Here is a 13,997-nt window from a genome sequence, read left to right on the forward strand (position 1 = left end):
ATTTTTAAAATATAATATTATACCTGTTGATTCATTATTTCTTGATAAGCTGATATTAATTTATTTTTAACTTGTACTGCCATTTGTATAGAAATAGATGATTTTTGCCAATCTATTAATATTTCGTTAAGAGATATATTAGATTGTTTTGATTCAAATTTTTCAGTATTTTTTTGTGCATTATTTTGTTCGCGATTCATTTCTTTTAATATTTCTTGTGCATTCTGCGCAAAATCATCATATTTAGAGTTATCGCTAATCTTATTATTTTTTGGAATTAGTATTGATGAATAATCATGATAAGAGTTAATATTTTTAATAAACATATTTTCCTTAAATATATTAATATTATTGTTTATATTATTAATATTAAATGTATGTGTTTAATGTATTTACTGATGTAAAATTGATTATTAATGTTAAAAAATGTTTTATTTTAATTAATATATTTTAATATTTAAATTGATTTTATGTCAACTGGTTTTGAATTAATGTTCACTTGAGATAGGAAGATTTCATGAATAGAAATACTGTAGAAAATTCAGTGTTAGAAGAGAAAAAAAAAAATAGTAGTTTTTTTTCTCGATTTTATGCTAATTCTCGAGTTTTAGTTATTATTTTATCAGCATTAGTGATTACAGTTGTTTCTATTGCTATTTTTTTTAAATCTTCTGATGATGAAGTTTTATATGAAAATTTATCAAATGAAGATAAAATCAATATTGTCAATGAATTAGAAGAAATGAATATTCCTTATCATTTTTCTAAAGATAAAAAAATTTTATTAGTACCAAAAGATTATATTCATAGATTACATTTACATTTTTCTGAAAATAGTTTTTCAGAAAATAATAATGTTGGTTTTGAGTTATTGGATCAAGAAAAATTTGGTATTAGTCAATTTAATGAGAAAATAAATTATCAACGCGCTTTAGAAGGTGAATTATCACGAACTATACAAAAAATTAATATTATAAAAAATGCAAGAATACATATAGCATTACCTGAATCTTCATTATTTTTACGAGATAAAAAAGAATCTTCTGCTTCAGTAATATTACATGTAAAGACAAATCGATCTTTAGATAATAATCAAATTAATGCAATAGCACACTTTATTTCAAGTAGTGTTCCTGATTTACCTATAAAAAATATTACTATACTAGATCAATTTGGAAAATTATTAAATCATTCATCTCTAGAAGAAAATCAAATTAATGATATGCATATTAAATATATTGAAGCTATTGAAAATCGATATCAAAATAGAATTCAAAATATTTTAGAGCCTATATTAGGAGTTGGCAATGTCCATGCTCAAGTTACAGCTCAAGTTAATTTTAATACCCAAGAACGCACACAAGAACAATATTCACCTAATGTACAAAATGAAAACCAATCTATGCGTTCTCGTCAGACAATGATTCATGATGAAATAGATCATCTTGATACTCATAAAAAAATTCCAAATACTGTATCAAATAATATTTCTAAAAGAAAAAATATTACTAATACATCAAATAATATTATTAAAGATAAAAATGTTATTATGCAAGGCAATCCAAATATTAATTATTTTTCTGGTCCTAAAAAATCTAATATTAATCACGAAGATATAGTAAATTATGAATTAAACCATCTTATTTCACATACTAAAATGAATATAGGAGAAATTAAAAGATTATCAGCTGCAGTAGTAGTAAATTTTATTAAAGATCAAAATGGAAAATTAATAAGTTTAACAGAAAAACAATTAAAAAATATTAATCATTTAGTACGTGAAGCAATAGGTTATTCTTCATATCGTGGTGATAGTATATATGTTATGAATGATTATTTTATTAAAAAAAATATCAAATTACCAATCCAATTAAATCATTCTGATTCTTTTCAAAAATCCAGTATTTTTTTTCCTAAAATATCATTTTTTTTAATAATGATATGTGTTATTTTTATTTTTCGTAAATATTATTATTCTTCTTCAAAAAATATTAAAATAAAAGATATAGAAAATAATACAGAAAAAAATACAGAAAATAATCAAATAAAATCTATTATTGTTAAAGAAAATATTAAACAAGATTTAAATGTTGATGATTTAATTCGTCATATTATTAGTATATCTAATAAAAATCCACGCATTATAGCTTTAATTATTCGAAAATGGATGAGTAATAAAATATGATTTTAAATGGTATCGAAAAAAGCGCATTATTATTAATGTCTATAGGATCTGAACAATCTGGAGAAATATTAAAACATTTAACTTTTTTTGAAGTTCAAACATTAATTACCGCCATGGTTAATTTAAATCAATTTTCTACTAAAACGTTGATAAAAGTATTACGTGAATGTTATGAAAATACAGAGAATATAAATAATATTAGTTGTAATAGTGATAAATATCTTTCTTCTATGTTAACTAAAGCATTAGGGGAAAATAAAGGTCATATTTTACTACAAGAAGTATTAGAGATACACAATACAAAAATGTATATTGAAGCATTTAATTTTATGCCCCCTAATCATATTTTTGCTTTATTGTCTAAAGAACATCCACAAATTATTACTACAATATTGGTACATTTAGAAAAAAAACAAGTGGTTCGTATTCTCTCTTTTTTTAGCAATGAAATGCGTTCGGAGATTATATTAAGAATTGCAGAGTTTACTGGAATTGAAGAATCTAATTTAATCAAATTAAAAGAAGTTATAAGTACTTTATTAAAAAATAAAAAATTAATTTTATCTGATAAAGGAGGTATAAAAATTGCAGCTAGTATTTTAAATTCGATGAATATTGTTTCTGAAAAAAAAATAATGAAGAAAATGTATGAATATAATAATCATCTTGCTTCACAAATTTTAAAGGAAATGCATTCATTTGATAATATCTTAAATTTAAAAGATGATTATATTCAATTATTAGTTAAAAGTATTGATCATGAAAAATTATATGTTGCATTACAAAATACCAATTTAAAAATTAGAGAAAAATTTTTTAAAAATATGCCTGAAAATCAAGCTTTTGAATTAAATTTAAGTTTACAAAAACACTCTTATATTTCAGATCAAGCTATTAAAAACGAACAAAAATTAATATTAATGATGATTAAGGCGATTATAAAAAAAAATAATTAATTGATTTAGGAAATATAATGTCAAAATTCATTGAAAAACAATATTGGAAATTATGGTGTCCTAAAAAAATATTTTTAAAAAACACAAGTAAAAATTCTAAAAATATTTTATATTCTACAAATATTTTGGAAAAGAATTTATATACAGAAATAGAAAATGAAGATAATGAAAAATGTAAAAAAAATATTCAAGATAGTTCTAAAATATTATATATGAACGATATAGAAATAAAAAATTTAAAAGAAAAAGAATATCAAAAAGGTTTTACAAAAGGTTGTGAAAAAAATAAAATAATATTGCAAAACAAAATAAAAAAAATATTTATAGATTTTGAAAATTCTATATTATCTTATGATAAATTATTATTTTCTTATTTACTAAAAGTCATATTAACTGTTTCAGCTTATATTATTGGTAAAAATATTAATGTTAATAAAGATCATGTATTATCATATATAAAAAAAATTATTATACAGGATGATATTTTATTGAAAAAACCAAGATTAATAATTCACCCTCAAAATAAAAAATTAGTAGAAAAATTTTTTTTAAATTGTATTAATACATATGATTGGAAGTTAGTTTATGATAAAAATATAGATGTCAATGGTTGTAAAGTTATGTCAGATAGTGGTGATATTGATATGACTATTGATGCTAGATGGCAAGAGTTATGTCGACTAGTAAATTCTAAGGAATATGAATGAATATTCGAATCAATCAATGGTTAAATCAACTTTCTTCTTTGGAAAAAAAAATTAGTGTATTACCTAATATAATTTATTATGGACGTCTTACTGGGATTCATGGTTTAGTCTTAGAAGCAGAGGGATTAAAAATTCCGATTGGAGCAAAATGTATTATTGAACGACGAATAGATGATAAATATTCAAATATTATTGCTCAAGTAATAAGTTTTAAAAAAGATAAAATTTCACTTTTATCTTTTGATGATACTAATGGTATTTTTCCTGGTGCTCGTGTTTTTCCAATAAATAATATTAGTTTATATGATAATGATATCATACAAAAATTACCATTAGGTTATCAGTTATTAGGACGTATATTAGATAGTACAGGAAAACCATTAGATAATTTATCACAGTTAAATTATGATCATTTCACTTATTTAGGTGATACTGGTAATGTAATTAATCCATTAAAAAGAAAACCGATTATTGATATATTAGATACTGGTATACGTGCTATTAATAGTTTATTAACCATCGGAAGAGGTCAGAGAATTGGTATTTTTGCTAGTTCTGGAGTTGGTAAAAGTGTTTTATTAGGAATGATGGCTAAGTATACTCAAGCAGATATAATTGTTATAGGATTGATTGGTGAAAGAGGAAGAGAAGTTAAAGAATTTATAGAAAATATATTAGGAAAAGATGGTTTATTACGATCAGTAATCATTGCAGCGCCTGCTGATGTTTCTCCTATTTTGCAAGTACAAGGTGCTTCTTATGCTACTAGTATTGCAGAATATTTTCGAAAACAAAATAAGCATGTATTATTAATTATGGATTCTTTAACTAGATATGCAATAGCACAACGTGAAATTGCTTTATCTATGGGGGAATTACCGGTTTCTAAAGGTTATCCCTCTTCTGTTTTTTCAAAAATTCCTCATTTAATTGAGCGATCAGGAAATAATGAATCAGAAGGATCTATTACTGCATTTTATACAATATTAACAGAAGATGTAGATGAATCAGATCCAGTATCTTATTTTGCTCGTGCTATATTAGATGGTCATATTATATTATCTCGTTATTATGCTGATTTAGGTCATTATCCTGCTATTGACATTGAATTATCTATTAGCCGAGTAATGCAATCTATTATTAGTAAAAAGCAATATTCTTATATTTGTAATTTTAAAAAATTACTGGGATCTTATCAAAGAAATAGAGATTTAGTTAGCATTGGTGCTTACGTGCATGGAACTGATTTAACATTAGATCATGCTATTAAAATTTGGCCTTCTATAGAAAAATTTTTACAACAAAAAATATTAGAAAAAAGTGATTATTTTCATTCTTGTCAAGAATTAGAAAATCTTTTAATGTAATGTACATTTATCTTTTTGTGAGGATATATAGTTCATGAATAATAAAAATAATTTATTTTATGTTTTAGAAACAATAGAAAAAAAAAAATAGAAAAAGAATCTATAAAAATAAAATATTTATATTCTGAAAAAATGAAAAATAATGAGCAGTTAAAATTATTACAAAAATATCAAATAGAATATCAAAATAAATTATATAATCAAAAATTAATTGGTATTACAGTATATGATTGGGATAATTATAATAAATTTCTTATTATATTGAATTCTATTATTAGAAATCATATAGACGAAATATATAAAAATAAAAAAAAAATTAAAGATAGTATTCATGTATTATTAAAAAATCAAATACGATTAAAAACATGGAAATATTTATCTTTAAAAAAAAGAAAAATGATCTTAAGATCTAAAAAGTTAATGGATCAAAGACAAATTGATGATGATATGTATTTAAAGTTATTAAAATAAGGATTTTTATCATAATGCTAAAAATAATTGAGAGTATAATAATAAATAAGAATGAATGTTCTAATCAAGATCATAATACTTTAAAAAATGTTAATTTACAGATGTCATCTAAATTAGTATTTAATAAAATTATTAATTCTTTACTAACTAGAGAAATAGAATTTGATAATATTTCTGCAGAAGAAAAAAAAAAAATAATACTATTTTTATTAATTGTATCATGCAAAATTTAGTTGATATTCTTAATCAAAAGAATATTTTTTTAGATTCTGTTTCTCGTACAATTAAAAAGCATAATATAGTTAAAAAAAAAATAGATCATGATAAACATTTAACTTTTCCTTCTTTTTATTCTAATTATAATGATAATATTTTAAGTATTAAAAATCATAAAAAAATAATAAATTTTTTAAAAAAGCCTTTATCTAATCGTTTAAGAAATATTAAAATTAAATCTCACCATAATAATAAAATATTTAATAATTTTAAAAAAGATTTTAATCATATTCATATTAACTCGTCTTTATTAAATAATATATCTGAATTTAATACATATGATAAAAACATAAATTATATAAAAAATATTAAAGATATTATATATATAATAAGAAATATAAAGAAAAGTATTATAAATAATAATTATGGAAAAAATATTCAAAAAAATACATATCAATATAATAATATCTTTTCAAGAATAAGTGTATTAAATAGAATAGATAAAAAAATAAATTTAAATTCTCATATAGATTTATCAGCTAAAAATAATATTAAAGATTATAGTGAATGGAAAAAAGCAATTAGCCAACAGTTATTATTTTTTATTTTGAACAGAGAAAATGTAGCTGAGATAAATATAAAACCTAAAAATCTCAATCCCATATATGTTCAAATTAGAATGAAAAGTGATAAAGCAACAGTAAATTTTATTTCTTATTGTAGTCAGATTAAAAAATTTTTAAACAGTATTACACCTGCTTTAAAATCTTCTTTAGTACAAAGAGGTATTCAAGTAGATAAAATTAATATTCATAGCCCGGTAATTTCAGATGATACAAACATTAAAATAAAAAAAAATATAGAAAATAAGAATAGTGATTATATAAAAAAGAGAAATATAGAAAATTTTTCTAATATATCTCAAAGAGATGTAAAGTATATCAATCATCAAGGTATTGATATATATGTATAATTAATTATATTAAAACTATTTTTTATTTAGTATGGAATATGATTATTAATTATTTAATTTTATTATATATCCTATATTAAAATTGTATCTATGAGGCGTATAATAATGAATGAAATGAATGATATTATAAATCAATTTCAAAAATATAAGAAGAAAAAAAAAATATTTAATAATGATATTTTTAAAGAAAAAATTGAAATATTAAAAGAAATAAATAATATTTTTATAAATGAATTTATAAAAAAAATTTCTAATTTTATTAATATTGAAATAAAATTTATTTCTTTTTGTTTAATAGAGGAATCTGATTTAGATGAAATAAATATAAAAAAAGTATTAACATATTTTAATACAATAGAAATATTACCAATAAAAAGTCAATTATATGCTATTTTTCCTACAAATATATTATTTTTTATAATAGATATTTTATTTGGAGGAAATATTCAGAATTTACATAATGATAATAAAAATTTCGAAAAAAATTCTACTGAATTATTAATTAATCATAAAATAATATGTTTTTTAATTGAATCTTATTCATATGCTTGGAAAAAATTTTTTTCTATTGAAATGAATTGTATTAGTGTAAAAAAAAATACAGATTTTAAAAAAGATTATTTAAATGATAAAAATATACCGGTAATTTATAAATTTTTTTTTAAGATAAATGATATAATTTTTTATTTTTATTTAATTAGTCCAATGACTATTTTAAATAAATTACATAAAAAGAAAAATTTATCACCAAATAATTATACTAATGTATCTAAAAAAATATCTTATCCTCTATCTATAGAAATGATAAAAAATGTTAAATTAAAGATTATAGCACAGTTAGAAGATTTTTCTATTAGTGAACAAAAAATTTGTAATTTATCTGTAGGAGATATTTTAGAAATTAACAATCCTAAAAAAGTTATAGCTTATATTGAAAATATACCAGTTTTATCTGGAGATTATAAACTATTTTATGAAAAATCTTGTATTATAATAAAAGATTTTATTAATGTTAACTAAAAATAATAAATAGAGAAAATATAATGATAAATAAGATAAAAAATAAATTAGAGAAAAAGGATTTAAATATTGAAGACAAAATTCAGTCTGAAAAAAATATAGATGTTCAAGATAATGTTTGTAATGTATTAAAAAAAAAGAATATTATTTTAAATACATTTGTCAATGTTACTGTAGAATTAGGTAAAACTAAAATAAAAATTCAAGATTTTCTTAATTTTTCCGAAGATAGTATTTTAATATTAAATAAATTACATACAGAACCATTAGATATTTTTATTAATGGTTATTTAGTTGCTTCAGGAGAGATTGTATTTTTAGAAAAAAAATATGGTCTTCGTATTACTAGTATTAAAGATTCAAGACAATCAATTAATTCTACAGTCTGAGTTTAAACTTTATGAATAATAATAATACTTTTTTTCAATTAGTATCTAATATGTTGAAGTCATTATTTGATAATCATTATTTTTTTCAAGTAATAACTTCATTATCACAGGTTATATTTTTAATATTATTATTTAGTTGGATTATAAAAAAATTATCTTTTTATAGAAAATTTAAAACTCTTCCATTAATACAAATAATAGATAAAATATCTTTAGACTCTCATAAATCTATTATTGTTATTAGTATTCAAAAAGAAAAATTAATTTTAGGTGTTACTCCAAAAAATATTTCTTATTTATATAAATTAAACACTATTCATCAAAAAGATCCAGATATTCATCAAAAAGATCCAGATATTCATCAAAAAGATCCAGATATTCATCAAAAAGATCCAGATATTCATCAAAAAGATCCAGATATTCATCAAAAAGATCCAGATATTCATCAAATGAAAAAATTTTTGTTTTTTCCAATAATATTATTTTTATTTTTATTTTCTTCAATAGCACATGCTGATATTACTAATATCACAAATCAATTGTTTAAAAATAGTTCACAAGACTGGTCTATACCAATTCAAGCATTAGTATTTATTACATCATTAACTTTTATTCCAGCATGTATATTAATGATGACTGGTTTTACTAGAATTATTATTGTTTTTGGTTTATTACGAAATGCTTTGGGTACTCCATATGCGCCACCTAATCAAGTATTAATAGGTTTAGCATTATTTCTTACTTTTTTTGTAATGTCACCAACTATAGAAAAAGTATATATCACATCATATAAACCATTTAGTCAAAATTCTATTAGTGTAGAAGAAGCTCTTACAAAAGCTTCTATTCCTTTAAAAAAATTTATGTCGAATCAAACTCGTGTATCAGATTTAGATTTATTTTTAAAATTAGCACATTTGTCTTCTTATAAAAATAAAAAAGATATACCTATGCGTGTTTTATTACCTTCATTTATTATTAGTGAGTTAAAAACAGCATTTCAAATTGGTTTTACAATATTTATACCTTTTTTAATTATTGATTTAGTAGTAGCAAGTGTTTTAATGGCATTAGGAATGATGATGGTTCCACCGGCAACTGTTTCATTACCTTTTAAACTAATTTTATTTGTTTTAGTAGATGGATGGCAATTATTAGTAAGTTCTTTAGTACAAAGTTTTAATATATAAACTTATTTTTTTTAATAATGTTTTTAAATTAGTTTTTATAAACAAAGGAATTTTATATGACATCTGAACATATTATGTTAATTTTTCATGAAGCTATGAAAGTAACATTAATGATTGCATCACCGTTGTTGTTGGCAGCTCTTATTAGTGGTTTAATTATTAGTATATTACAAGCTGCTACACAAGTGAATGAACAAACTCTTTCTTTTATTCCAAAAATTCTTTCCGTTATAGGTATGATGTCTATATTAGGACCTTGGATGTTAAATGTCATGATAGATTATATGCATAATTTATTTAATACTATACCTTTGATTACTAAATAATGTTACATCTTAATATTTTTTATATTACTACGTTAATTAGTTATTTTTTTTGGCCTTTCGTTCGAATTGTGTCTTTTTTTTCTTCAGCACCGGTATTTAGTGATAAATTGATTAATCGAAAAACAAAAATAATACTATCTCTTTGTATTAGCTTTTTAATTGCGCCTTTTTTACCAGAAATAAAAATATCATTTTTTTCTTCTATTGGTTTTATATTATTTTTATATCAAATTTTAATTGGAATTACATTAGGTTTTATAGCACAAGTTTTATTTGTTACAGCAAATTTAGCTGGTGAAATAATAGGTTTAGAAATCGGTTTATCATTTGCAACTTTTTTTGATTTTTATACGCATATTGGTATATCTATTATATCTCGTTTATTTAAAATAATTGTATTATTTTTTTTCTTATCATTAAATGGTCATTTATATTTAATTTATATATTAGTAAATAGTTTTTATAATATACCCATTGATGAAAATATTTTATCTGCTAATATGTTATTGATTATATTAAAATTTTCTGGATATATTTTTATTAATAGTATTATGTTTGTGTTACCAATAATAATTTTTATATTGGTATCAAACATTACAATGGGTATAATAAATAGATTATCACCTCAAATATCTATTTTTTCTATTGGTTTACCTTTAAATTTATTAATTGGTATATTTTTATTATACTTCTTAATTAATATTATTTTTCCATTTTTTAAAATTATACTAAATCAATTAATTATATTTATGACTAATTTTTTTAAAATATATTAGTATTATGTAAAGTATAATTTTTAATAAATTATACTTTAATTATTTTTTGGATTATTTATTATTTTATTTTTCCTTCATTATATAATACATGTTTACGAATAACAGGATCATATTTTTTTAAGATCAGTTTATTAGGCGTATTTCTTTTATTTTTAGTAGTAGTATAATAATGCCCTGTTCCTGCAGATGAAATCATTTTTATTTTTTCGCGAATTTTTTTAGCCATGTATTAACCTTTATTTTTTAATTTCATTTTATTCAATATAAATTCAATTCCATGTTTATCAATACAGCGCATTCCGTTCATTGAAACACGTAATTTAATAAATCTTTGTTTTTCAGGTATCCAAAAACGATGATATTGAATATTTGGTAAAAACCGTCTTTTTGTAGCGTTCATTGCATGAGATCGATTATTTCCAATCATTTGTTTTTTTCCAGTAATCTGACAGATTCGTGACATTGAATTCTCCTTTTATTAATTAAACAGATAATAAAATAATTTTAACATATTTTTATAAAACTATAATTATAATTTATAATCAATTTAATATAAGATGTTTTATTATTTACAGAGAAATACTTTATATTATTAATTTTATATAAGATAATTATCTTACTGTATTTAAAGTAGGTATTTAATTAAAGATATTTAAACAAATATATATATGCGATACTTATTTAGATATTGTAATTATTATATTATTTTTTTACATATAAAAATTTATATTATATTTTTAAGTATAATGTTATTTATATTTTTCAATAATTATGAAAATATTTTTTGTATGTATTTTTAATCATTTATGAATATGATTATATTATATAAGATTTCATTTTTATATTATTTTCCGCGTTGATATGCAGAATTAATTTCTAATTGAGCTTCTTTGTAATCACCCCATCCAATAATTTGCACCCATTTTTCTTTTTCTATTGATTTGTAATATTGGAAAAAATGTATAATTTGTTTTTTTAATAATTCTGGTAAATCTGATATATCATTGATTTTTTCATACTCTTTAGAAATTTTATTATGTGGTACGGCTATAATTTTAGCATCACTACCTGATTCATCATTCATATGTAGTATCCCTATTGGTTTACATCGAATAACAGAATTAGATTGTATAGGATACGGAGAAGGTACTAATACGTCTAAAGGATCTCCATCAAGAGATAAAGTATGATTGATATATCCATAATTACAAGGATAAAACATCGGTGTTAATATAAAACGATCTACAAAAAGAGCATTATATTTTTTATTGATTTCATATTTTACTGGATCAGAATATGCTGGAATTTCAATAATAACATAAATATCACTCGGTATATTTTCTCCAGCAACAATTTGATTTAAATTCATAATTTCCTTATACAAATAATTTTTTATTAAATAGAAGTATTTTATATTTTAATATTTTTTATAAAAAATAAAAATATAATATTAGAATAAGTATGGATATTAAAAAGATTATATTTTGAATACTTAAATTCTTATAGTTGAATATTAATTTTTTTTTCATATAATTATATTAATAATTCATTATGTTTTAAATAATATTAAAATATAAAAAAATAGCAAGGTATAAATATGCAATTATTTAAAGAAATAGAGCAAGAAAAAAAAATTATTATTGATACTGTAAAAAAAACACTACAATTAGCAAAAAATAAAAATTGTTTAATTGAAATCTCTGTAAAAAAAACTTTTGGTATTCGTGTTAATATTAGAAATAGAAATCTTGAAAATATAGAATATAATAATGATGGCGGATTATTTATTACTGTATATAAAAAGTTTTCTAAAGGTAGTGTATCTTTTAAAGATTTTAGTATAAATAATATTGAAAGTATGTTAAATAAAGCAATTAGTATTGCTGAATATTCTTCTTCTGATTTTTTTATTGGATTGCCTGATCCAGATTTATTATATTCTAAAAAAATTGATTTAGATTTATTTTATCCTATTGATTTTAATATTAATCATTTTATTAATTTAATTACTATATCAGAACAAGCAGCATTTAAATATGATAATAGAATTATTAATAGTGAAGGTAGTTTTTTTAATAGTTATATTAATATTATTGTTTTTGGAAATAGTTTTGATATGTTACAAAGTTATAAAACTACCCATCATTCTATTTATACTTGTGTGATTGCTAAAGATAATTGTACTATGGAAAGAGATTTTGATTATTCTGTAGCAAGAAAAATTGATGATTTATATTCATCAGAAATCATTGGAAAAAAAGCTGCTATGAATGCAGTAGCAAGATTAGGATCTAAAAAAATAAAAAGCATTAAAGTGCCAATTATTTTTTCTGCATCTATTGCATCTTCTTTTTTTTCTCATTTTATTAACGCTATTAGTGGTAATCATGTATATCAAAAATCTACATGTTTAATTAATGATTTAAAAAAAATGATCTTTCCCAATTGGTTAAATATTGAAGAAAAACCTCATATACAAAAAGGTTTGGGAAGTAAGCCTTTTGATGATGAAGGTGTTGCAACATGTAATAAATATATTGTAAAAAATGGTATTTTAGAAACATGGTTATTAAATAGTTATACTGCTCGAAAAATAAAAATGGTGAGTACTGGGAATTCAGGAGGATGTTATAATTGGTTAATTACACATTATGATATATCTTTTATTGAGCTTTTAAAAAAAATGAATAAAGGTGTATTAGTAACAGAATTAATGGGACAAGGAGTTGATATTATTAGTGGTCATTATTCACGAGGTGCAATTGGATTTTGGGTAGAGTATGGTAAAATTCAATATCCTATTCATGAAATTACAATTTCGGGTAATTTAAAGGAAATGTGGAAGAATATTATTACTATTGGTAATGATATTGATATGCGCAGTAAGATTCAGTGTGGTTCTATTTTAATTTCTGAAATGCAAATATCAGGTAACTAAGATTTTATCACATTCATCTTATTATTTTAAAGGTAATATATCTATTACCTTTATAATATCAATTTTTTATTATATTTTAAGAAGTTGACCTATAAGCCGGGTTCTGTATTTAACAGTCATTTATCTAGGATAGTAATCACTTACTATCTCAAGCAGCCTACCCAGGTTTTAAGTACGAGCAATACAATATAACCTTTATTTGGCTTTGCTCCAGGTGGAGTTTACCATGCCATATTTGTTACCAATTATGCGGTGTGCTCTTACCACACCTTTTCACCCTTTCCATTTGTATAATCATAAATATAATAGATATTTAAAACATATTTTTTGGTGGTTTTTTTTCTGTTGCACTAGTCATAAGCTTACGCTTTCCAGGTATTACCTGGCACCTTGCTCTATGGAGCCCGGACTTTCCTCTTTTTAGTTTTTTATATTAAACTAAACAGCGACTGTTTTGGTCAACTTCACAAGAAAATTATATAT

The 13,997-nt window shown here is 21.4% G+C and carries 17 protein-coding genes, 1 other RNA gene and 1 pseudogene; 14 read left to right on the plus strand and 5 right to left on the minus strand.

Annotated features, from left to right (window positions below):
* Nucleotides 1-17: 17 nt before the first annotated feature.
* On the minus strand, nucleotides 18-326 hold the full coding sequence (gene fliE / locus ACOI1G_RS01375) for a flagellar hook-basal body complex protein FliE (RefSeq protein WP_422667531.1): 309 nt from the start codon (nucleotides 324-326) through the stop codon (nucleotides 18-20).
* A 191-nt stretch (nucleotides 327-517) separates the two neighbouring features.
* Here fliE and fliF point away from each other — a divergent pair, with 191 nt between their 5' ends.
* The 13 genes and pseudogenes from fliF (at nucleotide 518) to fliR (ending at nucleotide 10,576) form a co-directional block, all read left to right on the plus strand.
* Nucleotides 518-2,185 carry a flagellar basal-body MS-ring/collar protein FliF gene (gene fliF, locus ACOI1G_RS01380; RefSeq protein WP_422667532.1) on the plus strand — a complete coding sequence of 556 codons (1,668 nt, stop codon included), beginning with the start codon at nucleotides 518-520 and terminating at the stop codon, nucleotides 2,183-2,185.
* Nucleotides 2,182-3,141, plus strand: coding sequence for a flagellar motor switch protein FliG (locus tag ACOI1G_RS01385; protein WP_422667533.1), 960 nt, complete (start codon nucleotides 2,182-2,184; stop codon nucleotides 3,139-3,141). Before fliF ends, ACOI1G_RS01385 begins: the two co-directional genes overlap by 4 nt.
* Before the next feature lie 17 nt (nucleotides 3,142-3,158).
* Entirely contained in the window at nucleotides 3,159-3,848 is a 690-nt protein-coding gene (locus ACOI1G_RS01390) for a FliH/SctL family protein (protein WP_422667534.1), read from the plus strand.
* Nucleotides 3,845-5,215 (plus strand): FliI/YscN family ATPase, encoded by a 1,371-nt coding sequence (locus ACOI1G_RS01395; protein WP_422667535.1) that lies wholly within the window; start codon nucleotides 3,845-3,847, stop codon nucleotides 5,213-5,215. Before ACOI1G_RS01390 ends, ACOI1G_RS01395 begins: the two co-directional genes overlap by 4 nt.
* A 108-nt stretch (nucleotides 5,216-5,323) precedes the next feature.
* Nucleotides 5,324-5,686 carry a flagellar export protein FliJ gene (locus tag ACOI1G_RS01400; protein WP_422667583.1) on the plus strand — a complete coding sequence of 121 codons (363 nt, stop codon included), beginning with the start codon at nucleotides 5,324-5,326 and terminating at the stop codon, nucleotides 5,684-5,686.
* Nucleotides 5,687-5,700: 14 nt separating this feature from the next.
* Nucleotides 5,701-5,919 (plus strand): hypothetical protein, encoded by a 219-nt coding sequence (locus ACOI1G_RS01405; RefSeq protein ID WP_422667536.1) that lies wholly within the window; start codon nucleotides 5,701-5,703, stop codon nucleotides 5,917-5,919.
* Entirely contained in the window at nucleotides 5,907-6,875 is a 969-nt protein-coding gene (locus ACOI1G_RS01410; protein ID WP_422667537.1) for a flagellar hook-length control protein FliK, read from the plus strand. The genes ACOI1G_RS01405 and ACOI1G_RS01410 overlap by 13 nt, the downstream gene beginning before the upstream one ends.
* Nucleotides 6,876-6,980: 105 nt before the next feature.
* Nucleotides 6,981-7,895: a FliM/FliN family flagellar motor switch protein gene (locus tag ACOI1G_RS01415; RefSeq protein ID WP_422667538.1), complete on the plus strand. Its 915-nt coding sequence runs from the start codon at nucleotides 6,981-6,983 to the stop codon at nucleotides 7,893-7,895.
* A 23-nt stretch (nucleotides 7,896-7,918) separates the two neighbouring features.
* Entirely contained in the window at nucleotides 7,919-8,284 is a 366-nt protein-coding gene (fliN, locus tag ACOI1G_RS01420) for a flagellar motor switch protein FliN (protein WP_422667539.1), read from the plus strand.
* A 50-nt stretch (nucleotides 8,285-8,334) separates the two neighbouring features.
* Nucleotides 8,335-8,616 (plus strand): annotated as a pseudogene (locus ACOI1G_RS01425) (FliO/MopB family protein); the annotation flags it as partial.
* A 117-nt stretch (nucleotides 8,617-8,733) separates the two neighbouring features.
* Nucleotides 8,734-9,474 carry a flagellar type III secretion system pore protein FliP gene (gene fliP / locus ACOI1G_RS01430; protein ID WP_422667584.1) on the plus strand — a complete coding sequence of 247 codons (741 nt, stop codon included), beginning with the start codon at nucleotides 8,734-8,736 and terminating at the stop codon, nucleotides 9,472-9,474.
* A 56-nt stretch (nucleotides 9,475-9,530) separates the two neighbouring features.
* The gene (gene fliQ, locus ACOI1G_RS01435) at nucleotides 9,531-9,800 is read left to right on the plus strand and encodes a flagellar biosynthesis protein FliQ (protein WP_422667540.1); all 270 of its coding nucleotides are present in this window, start codon (nucleotides 9,531-9,533) and stop codon (nucleotides 9,798-9,800) included.
* Complete coding sequence (gene fliR, locus ACOI1G_RS01440) at nucleotides 9,800-10,576, plus strand: flagellar biosynthetic protein FliR (protein ID WP_422667541.1); 777 nt, start codon at nucleotides 9,800-9,802, stop codon at nucleotides 10,574-10,576. Before fliQ ends, fliR begins: the two co-directional genes overlap by 1 nt.
* A 58-nt stretch (nucleotides 10,577-10,634) precedes the next feature.
* Here fliR and rpmG read toward each other — a convergent pair whose 3' ends face one another.
* The 3 genes from rpmG to ppa form a co-directional block, all read right to left on the minus strand.
* On the minus strand, nucleotides 10,635-10,802 hold the full coding sequence (gene rpmG / locus ACOI1G_RS01445; protein WP_422667542.1) for a 50S ribosomal protein L33: 168 nt from the start codon (nucleotides 10,800-10,802) through the stop codon (nucleotides 10,635-10,637).
* 3 nt (nucleotides 10,803-10,805) lie between these two features.
* Nucleotides 10,806-11,039: a 50S ribosomal protein L28 gene (gene rpmB, locus ACOI1G_RS01450; protein WP_422667543.1), complete on the minus strand. Its 234-nt coding sequence runs from the start codon at nucleotides 11,037-11,039 to the stop codon at nucleotides 10,806-10,808.
* A gap of 381 nt (nucleotides 11,040-11,420) precedes the next feature.
* Complete coding sequence (ppa, locus tag ACOI1G_RS01455; RefSeq protein WP_422667545.1) at nucleotides 11,421-11,945, minus strand: inorganic diphosphatase; 525 nt, start codon at nucleotides 11,943-11,945, stop codon at nucleotides 11,421-11,423.
* Between the two features lie 228 nt (nucleotides 11,946-12,173).
* Here ppa and pmbA point away from each other — a divergent pair, with 228 nt between their 5' ends.
* Complete coding sequence (gene pmbA / locus ACOI1G_RS01460; RefSeq protein WP_422667546.1) at nucleotides 12,174-13,514, plus strand: metalloprotease PmbA; 1,341 nt, start codon at nucleotides 12,174-12,176, stop codon at nucleotides 13,512-13,514.
* Between the two features lie 76 nt (nucleotides 13,515-13,590).
* Here the strand turns inward: pmbA and rnpB are convergent.
* Nucleotides 13,591-13,980, minus strand: an RNA gene (gene rnpB / locus ACOI1G_RS01465) — RNase P RNA component class A.
* Nucleotides 13,981-13,997: the final 17 nt, after the last annotated feature.

This window comes from Buchnera aphidicola (Pterocomma populeum) (genome assembly GCF_049314985.1).
Classification (GTDB): domain Bacteria; phylum Pseudomonadota; class Gammaproteobacteria; order Enterobacterales; family Enterobacteriaceae; genus Buchnera; species Buchnera aphidicola_BQ.

Coding starts and splice junctions, on each gene's coding strand:
- fliE (WP_422667531.1), bottom strand. CDS start 326: ATGTTTATTAAAAATATTAACTCTTATCATGATTATTCATCAATACTA.
- fliF (WP_422667532.1), top strand. CDS start 518: ATGAATAGAAATACTGTAGAAAATTCAGTGTTAGAAGAGAAAAAAAAA.
- ACOI1G_RS01385 (WP_422667533.1), top strand. CDS start 2,182: ATGATTTTAAATGGTATCGAAAAAAGCGCATTATTATTAATGTCTATA.
- ACOI1G_RS01390 (WP_422667534.1), top strand. CDS start 3,159: ATGTCAAAATTCATTGAAAAACAATATTGGAAATTATGGTGTCCTAAA.
- ACOI1G_RS01395 (WP_422667535.1), top strand. CDS start 3,845: ATGAATATTCGAATCAATCAATGGTTAAATCAACTTTCTTCTTTGGAA.
- ACOI1G_RS01405 (WP_422667536.1), top strand. CDS start 5,701: ATGCTAAAAATAATTGAGAGTATAATAATAAATAAGAATGAATGTTCT.
- ACOI1G_RS01410 (WP_422667537.1), top strand. CDS start 5,907: ATGCAAAATTTAGTTGATATTCTTAATCAAAAGAATATTTTTTTAGAT.
- ACOI1G_RS01415 (WP_422667538.1), top strand. CDS start 6,981: ATGAATGAAATGAATGATATTATAAATCAATTTCAAAAATATAAGAAG.
- fliN (WP_422667539.1), top strand. CDS start 7,919: ATGATAAATAAGATAAAAAATAAATTAGAGAAAAAGGATTTAAATATT.
- fliP (WP_422667584.1), top strand. CDS start 8,734: ATGAAAAAATTTTTGTTTTTTCCAATAATATTATTTTTATTTTTATTT.
- fliQ (WP_422667540.1), top strand. CDS start 9,531: ATGACATCTGAACATATTATGTTAATTTTTCATGAAGCTATGAAAGTA.
- fliR (WP_422667541.1), top strand. CDS start 9,800: ATGTTACATCTTAATATTTTTTATATTACTACGTTAATTAGTTATTTT.
- rpmG (WP_422667542.1), bottom strand. CDS start 10,802: ATGGCTAAAAAAATTCGCGAAAAAATAAAAATGATTTCATCTGCAGGA.
- rpmB (WP_422667543.1), bottom strand. CDS start 11,039: ATGTCACGAATCTGTCAGATTACTGGAAAAAAACAAATGATTGGAAAT.
- ppa (WP_422667545.1), bottom strand. CDS start 11,945: ATGAATTTAAATCAAATTGTTGCTGGAGAAAATATACCGAGTGATATT.
- pmbA (WP_422667546.1), top strand. CDS start 12,174: ATGCAATTATTTAAAGAAATAGAGCAAGAAAAAAAAATTATTATTGAT.